Origin of the sequence: Mesorhizobium sp. M8A.F.Ca.ET.218.01.1.1 (assembly GCF_004791165.1) — a bacterium.
In the GTDB taxonomy this organism is placed as follows: Bacteria; Pseudomonadota; Alphaproteobacteria; order Rhizobiales; family Rhizobiaceae; genus Mesorhizobium.
The window spans coordinates 1,144,707-1,166,387 of record NZ_SRUZ01000001.1 but is presented as its reverse complement, the minus strand read 5'-3'; the positions used below and the strand labels follow the sequence as shown (position 1 = coordinate 1,166,387).

The window sequence follows — 21,681 nt, the reverse complement described above, 5'->3', positions numbered from 1 at the left end:
CTTGTGATGCGTGACATCAATTTCCTCACCGAGACCAACGCCAGGCCGATCTGGCACCCGATGGCGCATCCGGCCGAGTTGCGGGCCAATCCGCCCAAGGTGATCATGAAGGGCGAGGGCGTCATGGTCACCGACATCGCCGGCAACACCGTGCTCGACGCCGTCGGCGGCCTGTGGAACGTCAATCTCGGCTACAGCTGCGATCCGATCAAGAAAGCCATCGCCGACCAGCTCGGCGCACTGCCTTACTACTCCGGCTTTCGCGGCACCTCGACCGGACCGTCGATCGAACTCGCCTACGAACTTGCGGAATGGTTCGCGCCGGAAGGCATGGTGCGCACCTTCTTCACTTCGGGCGGCTCGGATTCGGTCGAAACCGCGCTGCGGCTGGCGAGGCAATATTGGAAGATCCGCGGCCAGGGCGACCGCACCAAGTTCCTCGCCTTGAAGAAGGGCTATCACGGCACGCATTTCGGCGGTGCCTCGGTCAATGGCAACGCCAATTTCCGCCGCAATTACGAACCGCTGCTGCCCGGCGTCTTCCACATTCCCGCACCCTGGACCTTCCGCAACCCGTTCGACGAGACCGATCCGGCGCGGCTGGCGAAGCTGTGCGCCAAGGCGCTGGAGGACGAGATCGCCTTCCAGGGCGGCGACACGATCGCTGCCTTCATCATGGAGCCTGTGCTTGGCGCGGGCGGGGTCATCGTTCCACATGAAAGTTTCATGCCGCTGGTGCGGGAAATCTGCGATCGCCACGAAATCCTGCTGATCGCCGACGAGGTGGTCACGGGCTTCGGCCGCACCGGCGCGTGGTCCGGGTCGCGGCTGTCCGGCGTGAAGCCGGATTTCATGACCATCGCCAAGGCGATCACCTCGGGTTATTTCCCGCTCGGTGCCACCTTGATCGGCGCCAAGGTTGCTGACGTATTCGAGGCCGACAAGACCAGCTTCGGCGCGATCGGCCACGGCTACACCTATTCCGGCCATCCGGTCGGCTGCGCGGCCGGGTTGGCGGCCTTGGCCGAGACCAAACGGCTTCGCCTCGACGAAAACGCGGCCGCGCGCGGCGCAGAACTGGCGGCGGTCCTCGAAGGTTTGAAGGCCAAGCACGCGATCGTTGGCGATGTCAGGTACAAGGGCCTGATGGCGGCGGTGGAACTGGTTGCCGACCGCGCGACGAAGAAGCCCGCCGACAAGAAGACCATGGCTGTCGTTTCGGAGGCGGCCTACGAAGCCGGCGTCATGCTGCGCGTCTCCGGAAACAACATCATCCTGTCGCCACCGCTCATCATCAGCGCCGCCGACGTCACCGGGATCGGTGAGGCGATCGACGCAGGCCTGTCGAAGGTCTGACGCATGCAACGGAGTTTTGGTACACCGATGGCCCAATCGCGGCAAGAACTCGCTGGAGAAACACTGGTTAGCCGGCGTGGCCGGCTGCTCGGCGCGAAATCGCAACTGTTCTATGACGAGCCCGTGCATCTTGTACGCGGCGAGGGTGTCTGGCTCTACGACGCCGATGGCCGCAAATATCTCGACGCCTATAACAATGTCGCCCATGTCGGCCATTGTCACCCGCATGTGGTCGAGGCGCTGTGCCGGCAGTCGAGCCTGCTCAACACCCACACGCGCTATCTCCACACCGCGATCCTCGATTATGTAGAGCGGCTGACCGCTACCTTCGATGCCAGCCTCTCCACCGCCATCCTGACCTGCACCGGCAGCGAGGCCAACGACATCGCGCTGCGCATGGCGCAGGCGGTCTCCGGCCAGATGGGCATCATCGCCACCGACGCCACCTATCACGGCAACACCGCAGCCGTTTCGCAACTCTCAACCCGCATGCCGCCGGTCGGCGGCCGCGCCCACCATGTCAGGCTGGTGCCGGCCCCCGACAGCTATCGCCATCCCGATGCGATGGCCAATGGCAAGGCCTTCGGCGATGCCGTGCGCGAGGCGATCGCCTCGCTGGCCAGAGACGGCATCGGCCTTTCCGGCATGATCCTCTGCCCGCTGCTCGCCAATGAGGGCTTTCCAGCACTCCCGAACGGCTTTTTCGATGACGCCATATCGGCGGTACGCGAAGCCGGCGGTCTGATGATCGCCGACGAGGTACAGCCCGGTTTCGGCCGCACCGGCAGCCATTTCTGGGGTCATCAGCGCGCCGGTTTCGTCCCCGACATCGTCACCATGGGCAAACCGATGGGCAACGGCCACCCGGTCGCCGCTGTCGTCACCACTCGAGACATATTGGCGACCTTCCGCGACGCCTTCCGCTACTTCAACACCTTTGGCGGCAATCCGGTCTCCTGCGCCGTGGCCAATGCGGTCCTCGATGTCCTGGAAGACGAGAACCTCGTCGCCAATGCGCGCGACGTCGGCGCCTATGCGCTCGGCCTGCTGCGGCCACTGGCCGATCGTCATGAATCGATCGGCGAGGTCAGGGGCGCCGGGCTGTTCTTCGGCGCCGAACTGGTTCACGACCGCAAGACACGCGAGCCGGCGCCCGACATCGCCGGCCGCGTCATCAACGCGATGCGCGACCGTGGCGTGCTGATGGGCAAGACCGGCATCCACGGCAATGTGCTCAAGATACGCCCGCCAATGCCCTTCTCCCGCGCCAATGCGGATCTGCTGATCGAAACGCTCGACGATGTGCTCGGCGAAGTCGGCGGAGTGCCGGCGTGAACGCCGTCTCGACGCATGCGGGGCCCGAAACGGCAGCTGATGTCACCGACCTTGCCAGACGCGCGCTGGATCATTGGGGCGTTCGCGGCGGTGAGCCGGAGCTCTTGAAATACCGCGAGAATGCGGTCTTCCGGATCCACCTTTCCGATGGCCGGCCGGCCGTGATGCGTGTGCATCGGCTTGGCTACCACACGGATGCCGCGCTGCGCGGTGAACTGCAATGGATGGGCTTTCTGCAAGCCGCCGGCGTCGCCACCCCGTCTCCGATCGCAACGCAGGCCGGCGACCCGTTCGTGCTCGTCGGGACCGCGGCTTTGACGCAACCACGCCAGGTCGATTGCCTGAGCTGGCTCGAGGGCCGCGCCATCGGCGCGCGCGGCGTACCGCTGGACCATACGCCGGAACAGTTGGAGCAGGTGTTCAGGGAGATCGGGCGATGCATCGCCCACATGCACAATGTCACCGCCACGTGGTCGCCGCCTTCAGGCTTCACCCGCCATGCCTGGGACTTGGACGGTTTCTTCGGCGCGGCGCCGATTTGGGGACGCTTCGAGACCTCACCCTTCCTCGACGGCGCGCGCCGCGAGCTGGTTTTCCGGGCGCGGGAAAAGGCCGTGAAGGCGCTGTCGGAACACGAACACAGCGCCCGCAACTTCGGCATCATCCACGCCGATCTGGTGCGCGAGAACGTGCTGATCCATGACGGTGCCGTGCGCATCATCGACTTCGATGATTGCGGCTTTGGCTGGCACATGTACGACCTTGCGGTTGCGCTCTACCAGAACCGAGACGAGCCGCTCTATCCGCTGATCGAGGCCTCGCTGCTCGACGGCTACCGGCAGCAGCGGGAGTTGACCGCGCAGGACATCGCTGCGCTGCCGCTGTTCGCCGCGCTGCGGGCCTTCGCGTTTCTGGGCTGGGTGCAAAGCCGCGTCGAGGGCGACATCACCCGCGAAGTCGGCCTGCGCATGTCGAACATCGCCGCCGATGTGATAGCGGCCTATTTGCGCGACAAATGAGGCGGCATGGCTGGCGGGAAACCGTCAGCCTTTCGAAAAATGGATGCTGACCGTTCCCGAACTGCCGAAATCGGCGACGATCGTGTCGCCGGGCCTTGCCTCCACGGGCCGCACGAAGGACCCAGAGAGAACCACTTCGCCGGCCGCGATCGATAGGCCGTAGCGGGCGAGCCGGTCGGCCAGCCAGGCCACGCCCATGGCCGGATGGTTGAGCACGCCGGCGCCGAGCCCGGTCTCCTCGACCTCGGCATTGCGCGAGACGATGGCGCCGATCCAGCGCATGTCGGCTTCATCGGGCCGCTGCGGCCGCCCGCCGATGACGATGCCGGCATTGGCTGCATTGTCGGATATGGTGTCGAAGAAGGTGCGCGCCTTCTTGGTCTCGGCATTGATGCGCTCGATGCGCGTGTCCAGGATTTCCAGCGCCGGCGTGATGTAGTCCGTTGCGTTGAGCACGTCTAAGACGCTCACCCCAGGCCCCTTAAGCGGCGCCTTCATGACGAAGGCGATCTCGGCCTCGACGCGCGGCTGGATGAAACGGCCGGCGGCAATGGCCGCGCCGTCGCTGAAGAACATGTCGTCGAAGAGCACGCCCGAATCCGGCGTGTCGATGGCCAGCGCATATTGCATCGCCTTGGAGGTCAGGCCGATCTTCCAGCCCTTCGGCTTCAGCCCGGCAACGGTCTTGCGCTTCACCAGCGCCGCCTGGACGCGGTAGGCATCCTCCATCGTCGCCTCGGGAAAATCGAGGCTGAGCAGCCGGATCTGGCGGCGCGAACGCTCGGCCTCGAACAGCCGGTTGGCGGCGTCTTCCACCTGGCTTGGGGTCATGCTGTTGCCTCGTCGACGACACCGTTTCTGAGCACGCCGATGCCGTCGGCCTCGACTTCGATCACATCGCCCGGTTTCAGCCAGATCGGCGGGTCGAAGCGGGCGCCGGAGCCGGTCGGTGTACCGGTGACGATGATATCGCCCGGCACCAGCGTGGTGAAGGTCGAGATGTAATTGATGATCTTGCGGAAGGAAAAGATCATCCGGCTGGTGCGGTCCTGCTGGCGCGCCTCGCCATTGACGCGGGTGGTCAGCGCGATGTCGGCGATCTGCGCCTCGTCCGTGAACGGCACCAGCCACGGGCCGATCGAGCCGGTGCGCTCGAAGTTCTTGCCTTGCGTGACGTTGAACTTGGCGTGCCGCACCCAGTCGCGGATGGTGCCTTCGTTGCACAGCGACAGGGCGGCGATGTGGTCCAGCGCATCGGCCTCGGCGATGCGCCGGCCGGGCTTGCCGATGACGATGACGATTTCGCCCTCGTAGTCGAGCTGTGGTGATTCCGGCGGCCGCACCAGCGGCGCGCCATGACCGACGAAAGAGCGCGGAAAACGGATGAACAGCGAGGGGTTGGCGGGAGCTGCCTGCCCGTCCTTGTACTCCTCGTTGCGGTCGGGATAGTTGACGCCGACGCAGATGATTTTTTCCGGGGAGGGAATGGGGATGTCGTAGGTGATGGCGTCGAGCGGGAAATCGGGGGCGAAGGCCTCCGCCTCTTCCGCCAGGCGCCGCAGGGCGCCGGCCTCGATGACCTCGCGCAATGTCGGCCATTGGCTGTGGCGGGCCGACAGGTCGACGACACCCTTGCTCGTGACGGCGCCATAGCGCGTCTTGCCGTTGACGGTGAAGGTGGCGAGGCGGGTGCTCATGCTCCGGCTCCGGTTCTATTTGCCGACCGGAATCGCCGAGTTCTACGGCGCCCCCCTCTGTCCTGCCGGACATCTCCCCCACAAGGGGGGAGATCAGCCGGCCGCGCCGTCGGCGCCTCTCTTGCATCGTTGAAAATTGGGTTGAAAATTGGCGAAGGCAGGGATGCCAGCCAATCTCCCCCCAAGTGGGGGAGATGTCCGGCAGGACAGAGGGGGGGGCGACAGAACGCCGACATCTCCCAATAGCCCTTCACGGCGCGATGATCGGCGAGGCCGTCAGATCCGGCTGGCGCACTGTGGCGCCCGCAAAGACACTGCCCTCCTCGAACCAGCTTTTCGGTGCCGGCGCGCCCCACAACGTCTGGCGCTGCGGGTCCTTCAAATCCCATTTGATCGGCTCGAGGTCGGGATCGACCGTCTGGTAGTCCGAACAGTAGATCTCGATGCGATGATTGTCGGGATCACGGACATAGAGGAAGAACGCATTGGAAATGCCGTGGCGGCCGGGGCCGCGTTCGATGTTCGGCAGGTAGCCGGTAGTCGCCATCAGGTCGAGCAGATCGATGATGTTGAGCGGCGTCGGCACCCAGAAGGCGACGTGGTGCAGGCGCGGGCCGATACCGTTGGTGAAGGCGATGTCGTGGACGCCGCCCTTGCGATGCGTCCAGGCCGCCCACAGCTTTCCGCTCGAGGCATCTTCCGTATATTCGGTAACGCGAAAACCGAGCTCGTTGTAGAAGGTGACGGACTCGTCGACATTGGGCGAGAAGCAGTTGAAATGGTCGATGCGCAACGGCTTCACGCCCTTGTAGAGCGCGTATTTCTGGTGGATCGGCGGCAGCCGATCCATCGTCGCGTAGAATTCGAGCGGAATGCCATGCGGGTCGCGCGTGCGGAAAGTACGCGACTGGTAGGGACGCTCGACCCATTCGACCGGCAGGCCCTTGCCCCTGAAGAAGTGCTCTGCCTTGTCGAGGTCCTCGTCGGAAAAAACCTTGAAGCCGAGGTCGCGGGCTTCCGGCGTCGTTGCCTTGCGCAGCACGATGCAGTGATGGCCGCGCTCCTCCATGGCCCTGAGGTAGATGGCGCCTGATGACTCGTCGGTGACCTGCAGGCCGAGCGTGTTGACATAGAAGGCGCGGGATCGGGTAAGGTCGGTTACCGCGAGTTCGACATGGCTGAGACGCACGATGTTGAAGGCGGGGAAGAGGTTGGGCTTGGGCAAGGGCATCTGATTTCCTCCGGTCAGCCGCCGAGTTTCTGGATTGCGTGCGCCGAAGTGGCGAAGGCGATGTTCTTCGTCTCCATGTAGAAATCGAAGGAATGGTCGCCGCCGTCGCGACCGATGCCGGAGTTCTTGACGCCGCCGAACGGCGTCGGCAGATGGCGCACATTCTCCGAATTGACCCAGATCATGCCGGCATCGAGCGCATCGGTGAAGCGGAAGGCGCGGGTCACGTCGGATGTCCAGAGATAGCCGGTGAGGCCATATTGCGTGTCGTTGGCCAATGCCAGCGCCTCCGCCTCGTCCTTGAAGGCGATCGCGGTCAGCACCGGCCCGAAAATCTCTTCCTGGGCGATGCGCATCCTGTTGGTCGCGCCGGTAAACAATGTCGGGCTGACATAACAGCCACCGCCCGGACCGGCGAACTTCCCACCGCCGGCGGCGACCACCGCGCCCTCCGATTTGCCAATCTCGATATAGGACAGCACCTTCTCCTCGTGCACCGGATGGATCAGCGGCCCGACCACGGTGTTGGGGTCGAGCGGATGGCCTATCTCGATGCGCTTGGCCTTCTCCGCCACCAGATCGGTGAACCGGTCATAGACCGAGGCCTCCACCAGCAGCCGCGACGAGGAGGTGCAGCGCTCGCCGTTGAGCGAGTAGATCATGAATACCGCCGCATCCGCCGCGCGCTCCAGATCCGCATCGGCGAAGACGATCACCGGGTTCTTGCCGCCGAGTTCGAAATGCACGCGCTTCAGCGTATCGGCGCCTTGCTTCATGATCATCGAGCCGGTGCGGCTTTCGCCGACGAAACCGATCGCCTTGATGTCGGGGTGCTCGGTCAGCGCCTTGCCGGCATGTTCGCCGAGGCCGTTGACCAGGTTCCACACCCCCTTCGGCAGGCCGGCCTCCTCGGCGATCTCGACCAGCAGCCGCGCCGTCAGCGGGGAGAACTCAGCCGGCTTATGAACCACCGTGCAGCCGGCGGCCAGTGCCGGCGCGATCTTCCAGGTCGACAGCATGAATGGCGTGTTCCACGGCGTGATGATGCCGACCGGCCCGATCGGCACCCGCGTCGTCATGTTGACCTGGCCAGGCGTCCGTAGCGTTTCGCCATCGCGCGCTTCCGGCGCGCGGTCGGCGAAGAAGCGGAAGTTTTCGGCGCCGCGCAGTGCGGCCTTGGCCATGAACTTCAGCGCCTGGCCGGTGTCCATGCATTCGACGAAGGCGATCTCCTCGGCGCGCGCCTCGATCGCGTCGGCTATTTTGTGCAGCAGCTTCTTGCGCGCCTCGCCAGGCATGCCGGCCCAGGCCGGAAATGCCGCCTTCGCCGCTTTTGCCGCGCGGTCGATGTCGGCGATGCCGCCGCGCGCGACCTTGGCCAGCGGCTTGAGATCGACCGGCGACAACGTCTCGAAGGTCGAGCCGTCGGCGGCAGGCACCGCTTCGCCGCCGATCTGGTTCAGCACGCCATCGCGCTTGAAGCGGGCGAGGTAGGCTTGCGCCTTTTTCAGATTGCCTTCGAGATCGGACATGTCGGTCTTTCGTCACTTGCCGCGCAGCCGCGGGTGGATTGCATTCTTCTTCCAGCTCAACACCGGGTCGATTTCCCTGATCTCCAGCGACAAGGCGAAATGCGGGGTCTCGAACAGCGTTGCCAGGTATTGGCTTACCGCGGTGAACACGGCCTCGCCGGTGCGTTTCTTGTCCTCGGCGCCGCGGCCGCTACCGATGCGAAACGACATATCGAGAAAGGCGTTTTCCGGCAGGCGATCGGCAATGGCGTAGGCGTCGGCGCGAAAAGCCCGCACCCGCACGGCGCCGGTCTCGAACAGCCCGGTGTCGAGCACCGTGCGCAATACCAGCGCGCACAATTCATTCATGTCGACCTTGGCATCGAGGTTGGCTGAATACTCGATGGAGAAGTGCGGCACCGCGTTTCGTTCCCTGGATTCTTGCATTTTGTAGTTAACGCGTTAATTACATGACGTGCCCCCGAAGTCAAGTCTTGCATCGGGCTGGAGGCGACGATACGGGATGGGAAGGTCGGGGTTTGACGTTGGTCCATGCGGCGTCAAAACTCGCCGACCACCGAATTTATTGGGGGCGCTGCTTCTTGCTGCCGGAAAACACTCGTCGCTCCTTGCCGATGGCATTGCTTCACGCCCGCGAAGCCGTGATGGCGCGGTTTCGCCCCATGCTTGCCGCGCATGACGTGACCGAGCAGCAATGGCGTGTTCTGCGCGTGCTGAGCGAGGCCGGCCCGGTCGAGGCGACCGAGCTTGCCGACCGCGCCTCGGTGCTGCCGCCCAGCCTGACCCGCATCATCAAGGCGCTCGAAGGCCGGAAATTCATCACCCGCAACAAGGCGGAAGGCGACGGCCGCCGCGTCGTACTCACCATCGCGCCAGCCGGCTCGGCCCTGATCGACGCGCTCTCGCCCGAGCGCCGTATCATCTACGACGACATCGAAAAGCGCTTCGGCCAGGAAAGGCTGGAGCAGCTGCTTGATTTGCTGGAAAGCCTGATCGACGGCGAGAGCTGAGGCTTTTCGGTTCGTCGCGGCGGCTCGCATGATCGCCGCCAGGACAGCAACACGCCTTCGCGATTAGCCGCGACATCCATCGTGTCGTCATCCTAGGGCGAAGCAGGAGCGAAGCTCCGTCGCGCAGACCCTAGGATCCATGCCGGGACTCCTGAGCGCCCCCACGGTGCAGATTCTGCACCGCTGCACTCGTCGTCTAATGTCACGGAATGGATCCCAGGGTCTCCGCGACGCCGCTTCGCGGCTGCTCCGCCCAGGGATGACGAGGTTGAGAGGGCGGCGGCCGATCTCCAATGCCTGTACCGCGCTCCCAAGGCCTCGCCTCACCCGCCAAAACTGCCCAGCCGCGTCGGCTGCGTATAATTCCGGTCGACGTAGAGCAGCGCCGAGCCGCCGCTGCCGTGCCTGACGTCGGTGACGCGGCCGATCATGACATTGTGCGTGCCGACGATATGCACCGTCTCGATCTCGCAGTCGAAATTGACGATGGCGTCCGACAGTGCCGGCGTGCCCGAGGCCAGGGTCTGCCAGCGCGCCGACGAGTAGCGGGCTTCCATGTCCCTGGTCGCGCCGGCAAACTTTCCTGCCAGATGCATGTGGTCATGCGTCAGCACGTTGACGCAGAAGCGCCGGTTGGCGAGGAACATGGCGGCCTGCGTCGACCGTCCGTTCATGCACACAAGCAGCGTCGGCGGCTCGTCGGAGACGGTGCACATGGCCGTGGCGGTGAAGCCGCCGCGTCCGGCCGGCCCGTCGGTGGTGATGATGTTGACCGGCGCGCAGACCCTTGCCATGGCGTCGCGGAAATCGGCTTTCGAAATCTGCGCGGCCATAGGCTTCATCCCGCCGTTGGAGTGAGTGGCGGCAACCAGGTGTCGCCCGTCCAGCCATGCTCGTCATAGTCGGCCATGCAGGTGTCGACGAGTTCCTCCATCGCCTTCAGCCGGCCGCCGCGCTCGGCGCCTTTCAGAACCTGCAGGCGCACCTCTTCCGGGGCGCCGGCATAGTTGAGCTCGTAGAGCGCGTGGCGGCCGCCGAACTCGGTGCCGGTCGCGTCCCACAACAGCTTCATGATCTTGATGCGCTCGATGTGGCCCATGTCGTTGGAGCCGCGCACATATTGCGCCAGATATTTGTCGATCTCGGGATTGTTGAAATCGCGCACCGACGACGGCAAATAGATCAGGCCGGATGCGATCACACGGCGCACCGTGTCGATGACACGCGGATAGGCCTCCGACATGAAGGTGCGGTAAGCCAGCGCGGCATCGAGATTGGGCAGCACCGCGCCGTTCGCCCACGGGATCGGGTTGTGGGCCATGGCATTGGAGAAACTCCAGAACATGTGGCGCAGCGCAATGACCTCGCCAAGCGCTGCCTGGTTGCCGCGAAACGCGTCGCCGCCGGTGGCGCGCAGCGCCTTGGCCAGCAGGCCGGCGAGGAAGTCGAGCTTCACGGCAAAACGGGTGCAGCCCTGGAAGCAGTAACCGTGCATGAAGCCGGATGCCGGGTGGAACGACAGGATCTTTTGCGCGTCGCGCAGCACCAGCACGTCCTCCCAGGGGATGAAGACATTGTCGAGCACGAGGATGGCGTCGTTCTCGTCGAAGCGCGACGACAAGGGATAGTCGAAGGGCGCGCCGACCGTGTTGGCCGTCTGCTCATAGGAGACGCGGCAGAACATCTTTATCCCCGGCGCGTTCATCGGCACGATGAACATCACCGACAGCGACGGATCCTCGGTCACCGTCGCCGAGCCCTGCGCCAGGAAATTGTAGTGCGTCAGCGCTGAGGACGTCGCCACCACCTTGGCGCCGGAAACATAGATGCCGGCATCAGTTTCCCCAGTGATGTGGACGAAGACGTCCTTCACCTGTTCGGCCGGTTTGTGGCGGTCGATCGGCGGGTTGACGATCGCGTGATTCATGAACAGCACGGCTTCCTGGGCTCTGCTGTGCCAGGCGAGCGCATTGTCCTTGAACGGTCCGTACCAGTCGGCATTGGCGCCGAGCGTGTTCATCAGCGCCGCCTTGTAGTCGGGCGTGCGCCCCATCCAGCCATAGGACATGCGTGACCACTCGGCGATCGCCGTCTGCTGGGCCGCGAGTTCGCCGGAGGATTTCGCGACGCGGAAATATTTGTGGGTGTAGCCGCCCGACCCGGTGTCGGTCGCAGAGGTCAGCGTCTCTCGCCGCTTGGGGTCATTCAGCGCATCGTAGAGCCGCGCCAGGGACCGCGCCGAATTGCGCATCGCCGGATGGGTGGTGACGTCTGCTATGCGCTCGCCATTGATATAGACCTCGCGCCCATCGCGCAGGCTCTCCAGATATTCCACCCCGGTGAACGGGCGTGCTTTGTCCGCGCGAAACTCTTCCGACCGCATGATGCTCCTCCACTTTGTACCGCAACCCTAGCGCCTCCGCTGGCGATCGGGTATGGACGGAACAGCAAAACCGATTGGACTTTTTCCGGCGCCATGAGCCAGAATTCCATTCCCGATTTCTTCGTCTATGGCGAACCGGTGCGGCCGCTCGATGTTGGCTTCCTGCATGTCGAGACGGTGCTTGCCCGCAGCAACATTCACCTTGGCCAGGTTGCCGCGCACAAGCACCCGCAGATGGGCCAGATCACCTACTGGACCGGCGGTTCCGGCACCTACCGCATCGAGGATCGCTCCTGGGACTTTTCGGCGCCGGCCGTCAGCTTCGTGCCAAGCACTATCGTGCATGGTTTTTCGATCGGGCCAGGTACCGACGCCATCGTCGTCTCGGTCGCCGACGATGCGCTCGCCACGCTTGCTGGCCACAGCCTGCTGCCGCTCGACCGGCCGGTCTTCACCGACGCCCTGCCCCAGCACGCCGCATGGCAAAGGCTGGCAACGGTGCTGGACATGATCGCCGCCGAATACGCCGAGGCGCAGGGCGGCAGCGACAAGGTGCTGCCGGCGCTGATCGCTGTCGCGCTCTCCCATATCGGGAGGCTCGCTCCTGAGGCGACGGATGCCCGGGGCTCTTCCGACACTTCACTGGCGCGGGGGCTGCGGAGGCTTGTCGATGCGCATTTCCGCGACAACTGGCCGGTCGACCGCTACGTCGAGGCCCTCGCCACGACGCCGCATTTGCTCGACAAGGCCGCCCACGCGGTGCTGGGCAGCGGCGTCAAGCGGGTGGTCGGCGAGCGCCGGTTGCTGGAAGCCAAGCGGCTGCTGCTGTTCACCGTTCGCACGGTCGAGGACATCGCCTACGAAATCGGCTTCGACGATCCGGCCTATTTCTCCCGCTTCTTCCGCGAGCGTACCGGCGAGGCGCCGGCCGCGTGGCGGCGGAGGCAATTGCGGGGTCAGTGATCCTTACGCTGATTGATTGTGCCTGAAGCCAGCATTCTTCCCCGATGCAGCCACGGCCACCTTTTCGTGAAGGTGCGCGGGTTGATCCGGCGGCCTGCATGCCTAGGTAGGGAGAGCGGCCGGGGCGCCACGCGATCTCAACAATCGGTATGACATTTTCCTCTATTCGAAAGCTTGCCCTTTCTGGTCTCATCGTCGCCGTCCAGTCTTCCTGCGTCGTTCCCGACGACACGTCGCGCATCGCCAAGGTTGATCCCACGGCGGCGGCGGCTCGCAAGGAGATGATAGGCCTCAGCGAAGCCGACGTTCGTATGTGCGCGGGGTTTCCAACCGCCACCGCGGATGCCGGCGGATCCGGCCAGATCTGGACCTATAAGCGCGTCGTTCAGCGCGGCAACCTCAGCATCGTCGTCCCCACCCTGTCGGTGGGACCGGTCCCGGCGCTCGGTGGCTCCCTCAATGTCGCTCCCGGCGGCTATTGCGACACGCAGGTCCGCATGGTCGGCGGCCGCGTCGCCGAAGTTGCCTACGCCGGCGACAACAATCTGCCAAACAGGCGCGACGCGCTTTGTGTCAGCACCGTGGATGCCTGCGTGGCCTATGCCCGCCAACACAGGCCGGCCGCCAAATAGCGGCAGCGGATTTCGCGGGAAATAGCGATGGCCGGCCTTCGCTGTTTGACGCGGATGGCGTTGAGGGCTTGACTGACCCGCCGGACCGAATACGCTAAGGCTAAATACCGGCTCTGATCGCCGGGCGGCAAACATGCCTCGTATGCCTCGCCTTTCCGGCGCTGGCTGCGGGGCATTGTCATTTCTGGGGTCCTGTTTGAAACGGCGCATCGAAATCGGCATCCTCTATTCCCGCTCGGGCAGTTATCAGCTCGTTTCCGACGCGTGTCGCATGGGCGCCATGCGCGCCATCGCCGACATCAACGCCGACAGGAGTTCAGGCATCGAGCTGGTGCCGGTCGAGCGCGATCCGCAAAGCAATGCCGATCGCTACGCGACGCTGTGCGAGGATATTTTCAAAACCAGCAGCGCCCGTCATGTCGTCGGCTGCGTCACCTCCTGGAGCCGCAAGGAGACGATTCCGGTGCTTGAGAAGGCCGGCGGCATGCTCTGGTATGCTTGCCCCTATGAGGGTTTCGAGGCCAACGAGCATGTCGTCTACATGCACGCCTGCCCCAACCAGCACCTGGTGCCGCTGCTGGCTCATGTCGTGCCGCGCTTCGGCGCCAACGGTTTTCTGCTCGGTTCGAACTACATCTGGGGCTGGGAGATGAACCGGGTCGCGCGCGACCTGATCGCGGACGCCGGCGGCAAGGTCTTGGGCGAGCGCTATCTGCGCATCGGCGAGACCGACGTGTCGCGGCTGATCGCCGAAATCCGGGCGACGCGGCCGAACTTCATCCTCAACAATCTGATCGGCACCTCGTCCTATGCCTTCCTGGCGGCCTATCGTGACCTGGGTATTGAGGATCCCGCCTTCAGTTCGCAAAACTGCCCGGCGATCTCCTGCAACCTCACCGAGGGCGAGCTGCCGGCGATCGGCGAGACCGGCAAGGGCCATCTGTCGGTCGGGCCCTATTTCGCGCCAAGGCCGGCCGCCTTCGCCTCGTCCTTCGAGGCCTCCGCCTATGCCTCGGTGCAGGTGATGGCCGACGTGCTGTCGCGCGATCCCGAGGCCGGTCCGGCGGAATTCTCCAAGGCTTTCGCCGAACGGCGCTTTTCCACCCGCCTCGGCCCGATCGCCATCGACGCCCATTCCCAGCACGCGACGCTGCCTGTCATCATCGGGCGGATCGCGGATGGCTTCTTCGAAGTCGTCAGCCGCGAGGACGAGGTCGCGCCGGACCCGTATCTGTCGCGCTACGACCCCGCAAAGACATTCGGCCGGCCACGCCTCAGGGTGGTGTCGTGACCCGAACCCCGCGCATCCCCAATCTCGGCGGCGCCAGGGCCTTTGTCCTGCATCGCCCGCACCCGACGGTGCAGGCGATCACCAGGCAATTGTCGGCCATCGGGCTTGTCACCGTGGACTGCTGGCCGGAACTGGCGCCGGAGGCGCTGGCCGCGGACTTCGTCTTCTTCGACGCCGATCTCGGCTTCGACGAGCAATTCCCCTGGAAGCCGGGCGAGGCGCCGATGCCGCTGGTGGCGCTGATCGGTTCCGAAGCGCCCGGCCGCATCGAATGGGCGCTGTCGCACAAGGCCGATGCCCAGCTCCTGAAGCCGGTCGGCAATGCCGGCGTCTACAGCGCGCTGCTGATCGCGCGCCAGAGTTTCGAGGCTCGAAAGCATTTAGCCGGCGAGATCGCCGCGCTGCGCCAGCGTGTCGCCGAGCGCCAGACCATCGTGCGGGCTGTCTCGGCTTTGTCGAAAGGCGGCGACGACGACCGCGCCTATGCGCAGCTGCGCTCGCTGGCGATGAGCTGGCAGATCAGCGTCGAGGACGCCGCGCGCCGTATCGTGGCGATGACGGACGAGGCCAAGACCGAAGAGGAAGGCGGCGATGACCAGTCCCATCGCGCCTGATCTCACGGCCGGGCGCATGCCGGCCAAGCCGCGCGCTGGCGTCTGGCGCCGGCTGGTCAAGCGCCGCCTGGCGCTGCTCGGCCTGGCCATCGTCGCCATCGTCGTCGCCGGTGCGATCCTGGCGCCGTGGCTGACCGGCTACGATCCCAACGAACAGATGTTCGACGGCCTGACCATCGAGGGCTCGCCGCTGCCGCCGACCGCGAAATTCTGGCTGGGCACCGACCTGCTCGGGCGCGATCTCCTGACCCGCATCCTCTACGGCGCGCGCACCTCGCTGATCATCGGCATCGTCGCCAATGGCGTCGCGCTGTTCATCGGCACGCTGGTCGGCGTCACCGCGGGCTATTTCCGCGGCTGGGTCGGCAGCGCGCTGATGCGTTTCACCGATCTGATGATGGCCTTCCCGGCGCTGCTGCTGGCCATCTGCCTGGCGGCGGTGTTCCAGCCCAGCCTGTGGATCGTCGCCATGGTCATCGCCCTGGTCAACTGGGTGCAGACCGCGCGCGTCATCTACACCGAAACCTCGTCGCTCGCCGAACGCGAGTTCATCGACGCCGAGCGCACCATCGGCGCGAGCGCGCCGCGCATCCTGTTTCGCCACATACTGCCGCATCTCCTGCCCACCATCATCGTCTGGGGCACGCTCGGCATCTCGACCACGGTGCTGCTGGAGGCGACGCTTTCCTTCCTCGGTATCGGCGTGCAGCCGCCGACGGCATCGTGGGGCAACATCATCTTCGAGAACCAGACCTATTTCCAGGCCGCACCCTGGCTGGTGTTTTTTCCCGGCGCCGCGATCCTGGCGCTGGCGCTGGCCTTCAACCTGATCGGCGACGCGCTGCGCGACATCCTCGACCCGACGCAAAGGGGCCGGGAATAATGGGGGGCCGGGAATAATGGGAGGCCGGTCATGATCGCCTATCTCGGCCGCCGCCTGATCCAGTCGCTGCTCATCCTGCTCGGCGTCTCGCTGATCACCTTCGCGCTGCTCTATCTCCTGCCCGCCGATCCGGTGCGCCAGATCGCCGGCCGCAGCGCCACGCCGCAGACGGTGGAGAACATCCGCCAGCAGCTCGGCCTCGACCAGCCCTTCGTCGTCCAGTACTGGCACTATCTGGTCAAGCTCGTCGGCGGCGATCTAGGGCGCTCCTACATCCAGCGCTCCGAGGTTACCGAGCTGATCGTCTCGCGGCTACCGGCCAGCCTGCTTCTGATGGTCGGCGCCATCCTGTGCGAATTGCTGATCGGGCTCTCGATGGGCCTGATCGCCGCCGTCAAGCGCGGCACCGCCACCGACCAGACCTTGATGGTCGCCTCCTTCGTCGGCGTCTCGGCGCCGCAATTCGTCGTCGGCCTTTTGCTGCTCTACGTCTTTGCGGTCAGGCTGAGCTGGTTTCCGATCGGTGGTTACGGCACCTGGCGCCATCTCGTGCTGCCCTCGCTGACCATGGGCATCCTCGGCGCCGGCTGGTATGCGCGTATGATGCGCTCGTCGATGATCGACGTGCTGCGCCAGGATTACGTGCGCACCGCGCGTGCGAAAGGTCTGGCGCGCGGCGCCATCATTTTCCGCCATGCTCTGCCCAACGCCATCCTGCCGGTCATCGCCATGATCGGCATCGACATCGGCATCTTCATGGGCGGCATCGTCGTCGTTGAAAGCGTGTTCGGCTGGCCCGGCATCGGCCAGCTCGCCTGGCAAGCCATCCAGCGTGTCGACATCCCGATCATCATGGGCGTCACGCTGGTTTCGGCCTTCGCCATCGTGCTCGGCAACCTCTTGGCCGACATCATCGCGCCGTTCATCGACCCCCGTATCAAACTGAGATGAGCGCCCGGATGAAACCAGAAAACAAACAGAGAAAGGGAACACGACAATGAAGAAGTTTCTCGCATCGACCGTCGCCGCATCGGCCTTGGCGCTGATGCTCGGCATGACCAGCGCCCGCGCCGAGGAAACGATCGACCCCAACGCCAGGCAGGGCGGCGAAATCATCGCCACATACAAGGACGATGTCACGACGCTCGATCCGGCGATCGGCTATGACTGGCAGAACTGGTCGATGATCAAGAGCCTGTTCGACGGACTTATGGATTACGAGCCCGGCACCACCAACCTCAAGCCCGACCTCGCCGAGAGCTACGAGATTTCGCCCGACGGCAAGACCTTCACCTTCAAGCTGCGCCACGGCGTGAAATTCCACAATGGCCGCGAGATGACGGCCGACGACGTCAAATATTCGCTCGACCGCGTCACCAACCCCAAGACGCAGAGCCCCGGCGCCGGCTTCTTCGGCTCGATCAAGGGTTATGACGATGTCGCCGCGGGCAAGGCCGAGGGCCTCTCCGGCGTCACCGTCGTCGACCCCTACACGGTCAAGTTCGAGCTGACCCGCCCCGATGCCACCTTCCTGCATGTCATGGCCATCAACTTCTCGCATGTCGTGCCGAAGGAAGAGGTCGAAAAATATGGCGCCGATTTCGGCAAGCATCCGGTCGGCACCGGGGCGTTCAAACTCGCCGAGTGGACGCTCGGCCAGCGCATCGTCTTCGAACGCAATCCGGACTATTGGCACAAAGGCCTGCCGCATCTCGACAAGATCACCTTCGAGGTTGGCCAGGAGCCGATCGTGGCTTTGCTGCGCCTGCAGAAAGGTGAGATCGACCTGCCGCTCGACGGCATTCCTCCGGCAAAATTCCAGGAGGTGATGGCCGATCCCGAGCAGAAGGCGCGCGTCGTCGAGGGCGGCCAGCTGCACACCGGCTATGTCACCATGAACACCACCATGGCGCCGTTCGACAATGTGAAGGTGCGCCAGGCCGTCAACATGGCGCTCAACAAGGCGCGCATCATCCAGATCATCAACGGCCGCGCTGTGCCGGCCAACCAGCCGCTGCCGCCGTCGATGCCGGGCTACGACAAGGCCTACAAGGGTTATCCCTACGACGTCGCCAAGGCCAAGGCGCTGCTTGCCGAGGCCGGCCACCCCGATGGTTTCGAGACGCAACTGTTCGCCATGAACACCGACCCCAACCCACGCATCGCCCAGGCGATCCAGCAGGACCTCGCGGCAATCGGCATCAAGGCCAGCATCCAGTCGCTGGCGCAGGCCAACGTCATCGCCGCCGGCGGCGACAAGGCCGGCGCGCCGATGATCTGGTCGGGCGGCATGGGCTGGATCGCCGACTTCCCCGATCCGTCGAACTTCTACGGTCCAATCCTGGGCTGCGCCGGTGCCGTGCCGGGCGGCTGGAACTGGTCGTGGTATTGCAACAAGGAACTCGACGCCAAGGCGGCCGAGGCCGACTCGATTGTCGACCCTGCGAAGGCCGGGGAGCGCAGCAAGATGTGGAGCGACATCTACGCGAAGATCATGGTGGACGCGCCCTGGGCGCCGGTCTTCAACGAGCAGCGATTCACCATGAAATCGGCCCGCATGGGAGGCGCCGACAACCTCTATGTCGACCCGGTCCACGTTCCGATCAACTACGACAATGTGTACGTAAAAGATGTGCAATAACTGCGACTACACCATCCACGGGCGCCACCACCATTTCGGCTGGGACAATTCGTTTGTCCCGGCGCAGCGCGTGGCGCCCGGCTCCACCATCGAGTTCCAGTGCCTCGATGCCGGCGGTGGCCAGCTGAGGCCCGATAGCACCGCCGCCGACATTGCCAAGCTCGACTTCGCGGGGATCAATCCGGTTACCGGACCGATCTTCGTCGAGGGTGCCGAGCCCGGCGATGCGCTGAAGGTGACGATCGAGATGTTCAAACCGTCCGGCTTCGGCTGGACGGCGAACATTCCGGGCTTCGGCCTGCTCGCCGACGACTTCAAGGAGCCGGCGCTGAACATCTGGAAATACGATGCGGCTTCACTGGAGCCAGCATTGTTCGGCAAAAACGCCCGCGTGCCGTTGAAGCCCTTTGCCGGCACCATCGGCAATGCACTGGCCGAGATGGGCCACCACTCGGTGGTGCCGCCACGTCGCGTCGGCGGCAATCTCGACATTCGCGACCTTGCCGCCGGGACCACGCTCTATCTGCCGGTGGAGGTGGCGGGCGCGCTGTTCTCGGTCGGCGACACCCATGCCGCGCAAGGCGACGGCGAGGTCTGCGGCACCGCGATCGAAAGCCCGATGGACGTCGTGCTCAAGCTCGATTTGGTGAAAGATGCGCGGCTGAAGACGCCGCGCTTCACCACATCTGGCCCGGTGACGCGCCATCTCGACGCCAAGGGCTATGAGGTGACGACCGGCATAGGCCCCGACCTGATGACCGGCGCGAAGGAAGCGGTCGCCCAGATGGTCGACCTGTTGGCGGGCCGCTACAGAATAGATCCCGTCGAGGCCTACATGCTGGCATCGGTCTGCGGCGATCTCCGCATCAGCGAGATCGTCGATATGCCCAACTGGGTGGTGTCGTTCTATTTTCCGCGTTGCGTGTTTGAATGAGGCCAGGTCAGCGCCAAGGCACCCCCCTCTGCCCTGCCGGGCATCTCCCCCTCAAGGGGGGAGATTGGCTGTCATTCATGCCGGCTTCCCCGATTGCAGCGTTGGAAATTGGCGAAGGCCTGCGTGCCGTTCAATCTCCCCCCTCGAGGGGGAGATGTCCGGCAGGACAGAAGGGGGCGTGCCGCGCTAAACCTCTCGGAAGCCTGCGCCTGCAATGACCACCACCAACCCCATCCTCACCATCGCCAACCTCTCCGTCTCCGTGCGCGGCGAGGAGGGCTCCCGCGAGGTCGTCTCCAACCTCTCCCTGACGCTCGAGCGTGGCGAAACACTCTGCATCGCCGGCGAGTCCGGCTCCGGCAAGTCCATGACCGCGCTTGCCATCATGCAGCTGCTGCCGCAGCCCGCCGCGCGCATCTCCGCCGGCACCATCCGTTTGGCCGACACCGAGCTGACCACGCTTGACGAACGCCGCATGCGCCGTATCCGCGGCGACCGTATCGCCATGATCTTCCAGGAGCCGATGACATCGCTCAATCCGGTGCTGTCGATCGGTCGCCAGCTCACCGAATCCATCGAGGCGCACACCAGCCTGACGCCTGCGCAGGCCCGCCAGCGTGCCATCGAGGCGCTGAAGGCGGTGCGCATTTCGGAAGCCGAAAGCCGGCTAAAACAGTTTCCGCACGAGCTCTCCGGCGGCATGCGCCAGCGGGTGATGATCGCCATGGCGCTGGCGCTGGAGCCCGACGTGCTGATCGCCGACGAGCCGACGACGGCGCTCGACGTCACCGTGCAGGGCGAGGTGCTGGAGCTGCTGCGCGACCTGCAACAAAAGCATGGCACCAGCGTCATCCTGATCACCCACGACATGGGCGTGGTCGCCGAGATGGCCGACCGCGTCATCATCATGCGGCATGGAAGCATGGTCGAGGAAGGCAAGACATCTGACATTTTCGCTCACCCGCAAGCCGATTATACGCGCGAGCTGCTCGCCGCCGTGCCGCGCATCGGCAAGCGACGGGATCCGGACTCGGCGCTGGCCCCCTCACCCAGCCTCCGCTCCGCTCGGCTGACCTCTCCCCCAGGGGAGAGGAGTTCTTCGACGTTTGCGCCAGTCTCCTTTGCCCAACGGAAAGAGGAGGAACTGGCCGTGGCGTCAACCTCCTCTTCTCCCCCACGGGGAGAAGGTGGCCCGCAGGGCCGGATGAGGGGGCCTTCCGCCGAGCACTCAACCCCCGTCGCCATGGTCAAAGACCTCCACGTCCGCTTCGACCTGCGCGGCGGCGTCTTCGGTCGGGTCACCCGCCGCGTCCATGCCGTCGAGGGCGTCAGCTTCTCGATCGCGCCCAACGAGACGCTGGCGCTGGTCGGCGAATCAGGCTGCGGCAAGTCGACCACCGCCAAGGCGCTGGCCGGGCTGGTGCCGTATAGCGGCGATATTGTCGTCGGCGGCCGCAACCTCTCCGGCCTCGGCCGCGACGAACGCAAGGCGGTGCGCCGCGACGTGCAGATGATCTTTCAGGATCCGTTTGCTTCGCTCGACCCGCGCATGCGCGTCGGCGACCTCGTCGCCGAGCCGCTGGTCATCCACGGCATCGCCTCGAAGGAAGAGCGCCGCGAGCGGGTCGCGGCCTTGTTCGATCGTGTCGGCCTATCATCGGATCAGATGGAGCTCTATCCGCACGAGTTCTCCGGCGGCCAGCGCCAGCGTGTCTGCATCGCGCGTGCGCTGGCGCTCAGGCCAAAACTGATCATCGCCGATGAAAGCGTCTCCGCGCTCGACGTCTCGGTGCAGGCGCGCGTGCTCGACCTGTTGAAGGAACTGCAGCGCGAATTCGGTGTCGCCTATCTCTTCATCTCGCACGACATGGCCGTGGTCGAGAACATCTCCGACCGTGTCGCCGTCATGTATCTCGGCCAGATCGTCGAGATGGGCTCGCGCGACCAGGTTTTTTCAAACCCGCGCCACCCCTACACCAAAAGGCTGATCGAAGCCGTGCCGGTGCCCGATCCCGCGCGGCGCAGAAACCGTTTCGACCGCCTCGATCAGGAAATCCCCAGCGCGACGCGCCGGATCGGCGAGGCGCCGCTGAAACTGGCGCTGAGCGACGTCGGCGACGGCCATCTCGTCGCCACCGAGGGCTGAGGGACGGCCGCCGC

The 21,681-nt window shown here is 64.9% G+C and carries 20 protein-coding genes; 13 read left to right on the top strand and 7 right to left on the bottom strand.

Annotated features, from left to right (window positions below; all coding sequences use genetic code 11):
- The first annotated feature begins 6 nt into the window (after nucleotides 1-6).
- From EN861_RS05645 to EN861_RS05635, 3 genes are read left to right on the top strand one after another with little or no spacing between them, the layout of a single operon-like run.
- Nucleotides 7-1,356, top strand: coding sequence for an aminotransferase class III-fold pyridoxal phosphate-dependent enzyme (locus EN861_RS05645; protein WP_135862807.1), 1,350 nt, complete (start codon nucleotides 7-9; stop codon nucleotides 1,354-1,356).
- A gap of 27 nt (nucleotides 1,357-1,383) precedes the next feature.
- The gene (locus tag EN861_RS05640; RefSeq protein ID WP_135862805.1) at nucleotides 1,384-2,691 is read left to right on the top strand and encodes an aminotransferase class III-fold pyridoxal phosphate-dependent enzyme; all 1,308 of its coding nucleotides are present in this window, start codon (nucleotides 1,384-1,386) and stop codon (nucleotides 2,689-2,691) included.
- Nucleotides 2,688-3,710 carry a phosphotransferase gene (locus EN861_RS05635; protein ID WP_127281113.1) on the top strand — a complete coding sequence of 341 codons (1,023 nt, stop codon included), beginning with the start codon at nucleotides 2,688-2,690 and terminating at the stop codon, nucleotides 3,708-3,710. The genes EN861_RS05640 and EN861_RS05635 overlap by 4 nt, the downstream gene beginning before the upstream one ends.
- A 24-nt stretch (nucleotides 3,711-3,734) precedes the next feature.
- On the opposite strand, the gene hpaH is transcribed toward EN861_RS05635, so the two are convergent.
- The 5 genes from hpaH to EN861_RS05605 all read right to left on the bottom strand — a co-directional run bounded on the left by hpaH (nucleotide 3,735) and on the right by EN861_RS05605 (nucleotide 8,569).
- A complete protein-coding gene (gene hpaH / locus EN861_RS05630) occupies nucleotides 3,735-4,541 on the bottom strand; it encodes a 2-oxo-hept-4-ene-1,7-dioate hydratase (protein ID WP_135862803.1) in 807 nt (268 codons plus the stop codon).
- The gene (locus EN861_RS05625) at nucleotides 4,538-5,407 is read right to left on the bottom strand and encodes a fumarylacetoacetate hydrolase family protein (protein ID WP_135862801.1); all 870 of its coding nucleotides are present in this window, start codon (nucleotides 5,405-5,407) and stop codon (nucleotides 4,538-4,540) included. The genes hpaH and EN861_RS05625 overlap by 4 nt, the downstream gene beginning before the upstream one ends.
- Nucleotides 5,408-5,657: 250 nt before the next feature.
- Nucleotides 5,658-6,638: a 3,4-dihydroxyphenylacetate 2,3-dioxygenase gene (gene hpaD / locus EN861_RS05615; RefSeq protein WP_135862799.1), complete on the bottom strand. Its 981-nt coding sequence runs from the start codon at nucleotides 6,636-6,638 to the stop codon at nucleotides 5,658-5,660.
- A 14-nt stretch (nucleotides 6,639-6,652) separates the two neighbouring features.
- Entirely contained in the window at nucleotides 6,653-8,170 is a 1,518-nt protein-coding gene (gene hpaE / locus EN861_RS05610) for a 5-carboxymethyl-2-hydroxymuconate semialdehyde dehydrogenase (protein ID WP_135862797.1), read from the bottom strand.
- 12 nt (nucleotides 8,171-8,182) lie between these two features.
- Nucleotides 8,183-8,569, bottom strand: a complete 387-nt coding sequence (locus EN861_RS05605; RefSeq protein WP_135862795.1) for a 5-carboxymethyl-2-hydroxymuconate Delta-isomerase — start codon at nucleotides 8,567-8,569, stop codon at nucleotides 8,183-8,185.
- A gap of 215 nt (nucleotides 8,570-8,784) precedes the next feature.
- Here EN861_RS05605 and hpaR point away from each other — a divergent pair, with 215 nt between their 5' ends.
- Nucleotides 8,785-9,180 carry a homoprotocatechuate degradation operon regulator HpaR gene (gene hpaR, locus EN861_RS05600; RefSeq protein ID WP_245511996.1) on the top strand — a complete coding sequence of 132 codons (396 nt, stop codon included), beginning with the start codon at nucleotides 8,785-8,787 and terminating at the stop codon, nucleotides 9,178-9,180.
- A gap of 323 nt (nucleotides 9,181-9,503) precedes the next feature.
- Here hpaR and EN861_RS05595 read toward each other — a convergent pair whose 3' ends face one another.
- Both EN861_RS05595 and EN861_RS05590 read right to left on the bottom strand, forming a co-directional pair.
- On the bottom strand, nucleotides 9,504-10,013 hold the full coding sequence (locus EN861_RS05595) for a flavin reductase (RefSeq protein WP_135862792.1): 510 nt from the start codon (nucleotides 10,011-10,013) through the stop codon (nucleotides 9,504-9,506).
- Nucleotides 10,014-10,018: 5 nt separating this feature from the next.
- Entirely contained in the window at nucleotides 10,019-11,563 is a 1,545-nt protein-coding gene (locus EN861_RS05590; protein WP_135862790.1) for a 4-hydroxyphenylacetate 3-hydroxylase N-terminal domain-containing protein, read from the bottom strand.
- 93 nt (nucleotides 11,564-11,656) lie between these two features.
- On the opposite strand from EN861_RS05590, the gene EN861_RS05585 reads away from it, so the two are divergent.
- The 9 genes from EN861_RS05585 (at nucleotide 11,657) to EN861_RS36060 (ending at nucleotide 21,667) form a co-directional block, all read left to right on the top strand.
- Nucleotides 11,657-12,526, top strand: a complete 870-nt coding sequence (locus EN861_RS05585) for a helix-turn-helix domain-containing protein (protein WP_135862787.1) — start codon at nucleotides 11,657-11,659, stop codon at nucleotides 12,524-12,526.
- A gap of 149 nt (nucleotides 12,527-12,675) precedes the next feature.
- Nucleotides 12,676-13,158 carry a hypothetical protein gene (locus EN861_RS05580; protein ID WP_135862785.1) on the top strand — a complete coding sequence of 161 codons (483 nt, stop codon included), beginning with the start codon at nucleotides 12,676-12,678 and terminating at the stop codon, nucleotides 13,156-13,158.
- 196 nt (nucleotides 13,159-13,354) lie between these two features.
- The gene (locus tag EN861_RS05575; RefSeq protein WP_135862783.1) at nucleotides 13,355-14,449 is read left to right on the top strand and encodes a transporter substrate-binding protein; all 1,095 of its coding nucleotides are present in this window, start codon (nucleotides 13,355-13,357) and stop codon (nucleotides 14,447-14,449) included.
- Nucleotides 14,446-15,063 (top strand): ANTAR domain-containing protein, encoded by a 618-nt coding sequence (locus EN861_RS05570; RefSeq protein ID WP_127278050.1) that lies wholly within the window; start codon nucleotides 14,446-14,448, stop codon nucleotides 15,061-15,063. Before EN861_RS05575 ends, EN861_RS05570 begins: the two co-directional genes overlap by 4 nt.
- A complete protein-coding gene (locus EN861_RS05565; protein WP_135862781.1) occupies nucleotides 15,041-15,946 on the top strand; it encodes an ABC transporter permease in 906 nt (301 codons plus the stop codon). The genes EN861_RS05570 and EN861_RS05565 overlap by 23 nt, the downstream gene beginning before the upstream one ends.
- Before the next feature lie 30 nt (nucleotides 15,947-15,976).
- Nucleotides 15,977-16,897 carry an ABC transporter permease gene (locus tag EN861_RS05560; protein ID WP_127278048.1) on the top strand — a complete coding sequence of 307 codons (921 nt, stop codon included), beginning with the start codon at nucleotides 15,977-15,979 and terminating at the stop codon, nucleotides 16,895-16,897.
- Between the two features lie 46 nt (nucleotides 16,898-16,943).
- A complete protein-coding gene (locus tag EN861_RS05555) occupies nucleotides 16,944-18,587 on the top strand; it encodes an ABC transporter substrate-binding protein (RefSeq protein WP_135862779.1) in 1,644 nt (547 codons plus the stop codon).
- Nucleotides 18,577-19,521 (top strand): acetamidase/formamidase family protein, encoded by a 945-nt coding sequence (locus EN861_RS05550; RefSeq protein WP_135862777.1) that lies wholly within the window; start codon nucleotides 18,577-18,579, stop codon nucleotides 19,519-19,521. Before EN861_RS05555 ends, EN861_RS05550 begins: the two co-directional genes overlap by 11 nt.
- A gap of 214 nt (nucleotides 19,522-19,735) precedes the next feature.
- A complete protein-coding gene (locus EN861_RS36060; protein WP_135862775.1) occupies nucleotides 19,736-21,667 on the top strand; it encodes an ABC transporter ATP-binding protein in 1,932 nt (643 codons plus the stop codon).
- Nucleotides 21,668-21,681: the final 14 nt, after the last annotated feature.

Coding starts and splice junctions, on each gene's coding strand:
- EN861_RS05645 (WP_135862807.1), top strand. CDS start 7: ATGCGTGACATCAATTTCCTCACCGAGACCAACGCCAGGCCGATCTGG.
- EN861_RS05640 (WP_135862805.1), top strand. CDS start 1,384: ATGGCCCAATCGCGGCAAGAACTCGCTGGAGAAACACTGGTTAGCCGG.
- hpaH (WP_135862803.1), bottom strand. CDS start 4,541: ATGACCCCAAGCCAGGTGGAAGACGCCGCCAACCGGCTGTTCGAGGCC.
- EN861_RS05625 (WP_135862801.1), bottom strand. CDS start 5,407: ATGAGCACCCGCCTCGCCACCTTCACCGTCAACGGCAAGACGCGCTAT.
- hpaD (WP_135862799.1), bottom strand. CDS start 6,638: ATGCCCTTGCCCAAGCCCAACCTCTTCCCCGCCTTCAACATCGTGCGT.
- hpaE (WP_135862797.1), bottom strand. CDS start 8,170: ATGTCCGATCTCGAAGGCAATCTGAAAAAGGCGCAAGCCTACCTCGCC.
- hpaR (WP_245511996.1), top strand. CDS start 8,785: ATGGCATTGCTTCACGCCCGCGAAGCCGTGATGGCGCGGTTTCGCCCC.
- EN861_RS05595 (WP_135862792.1), bottom strand. CDS start 10,013: ATGGCCGCGCAGATTTCGAAAGCCGATTTCCGCGACGCCATGGCAAGG.
- EN861_RS05590 (WP_135862790.1), bottom strand. CDS start 11,563: ATGCGGTCGGAAGAGTTTCGCGCGGACAAAGCACGCCCGTTCACCGGG.
- EN861_RS05585 (WP_135862787.1), top strand. CDS start 11,657: ATGAGCCAGAATTCCATTCCCGATTTCTTCGTCTATGGCGAACCGGTG.
- EN861_RS05580 (WP_135862785.1), top strand. CDS start 12,676: ATGACATTTTCCTCTATTCGAAAGCTTGCCCTTTCTGGTCTCATCGTC.
- EN861_RS05565 (WP_135862781.1), top strand. CDS start 15,041: ATGACCAGTCCCATCGCGCCTGATCTCACGGCCGGGCGCATGCCGGCC.
- EN861_RS05560 (WP_127278048.1), top strand. CDS start 15,977: ATGATCGCCTATCTCGGCCGCCGCCTGATCCAGTCGCTGCTCATCCTG.
- EN861_RS05555 (WP_135862779.1), top strand. CDS start 16,944: ATGAAGAAGTTTCTCGCATCGACCGTCGCCGCATCGGCCTTGGCGCTG.
- EN861_RS05550 (WP_135862777.1), top strand. CDS start 18,577: ATGTGCAATAACTGCGACTACACCATCCACGGGCGCCACCACCATTTC.
- EN861_RS36060 (WP_135862775.1), top strand. CDS start 19,736: ATGACCACCACCAACCCCATCCTCACCATCGCCAACCTCTCCGTCTCC.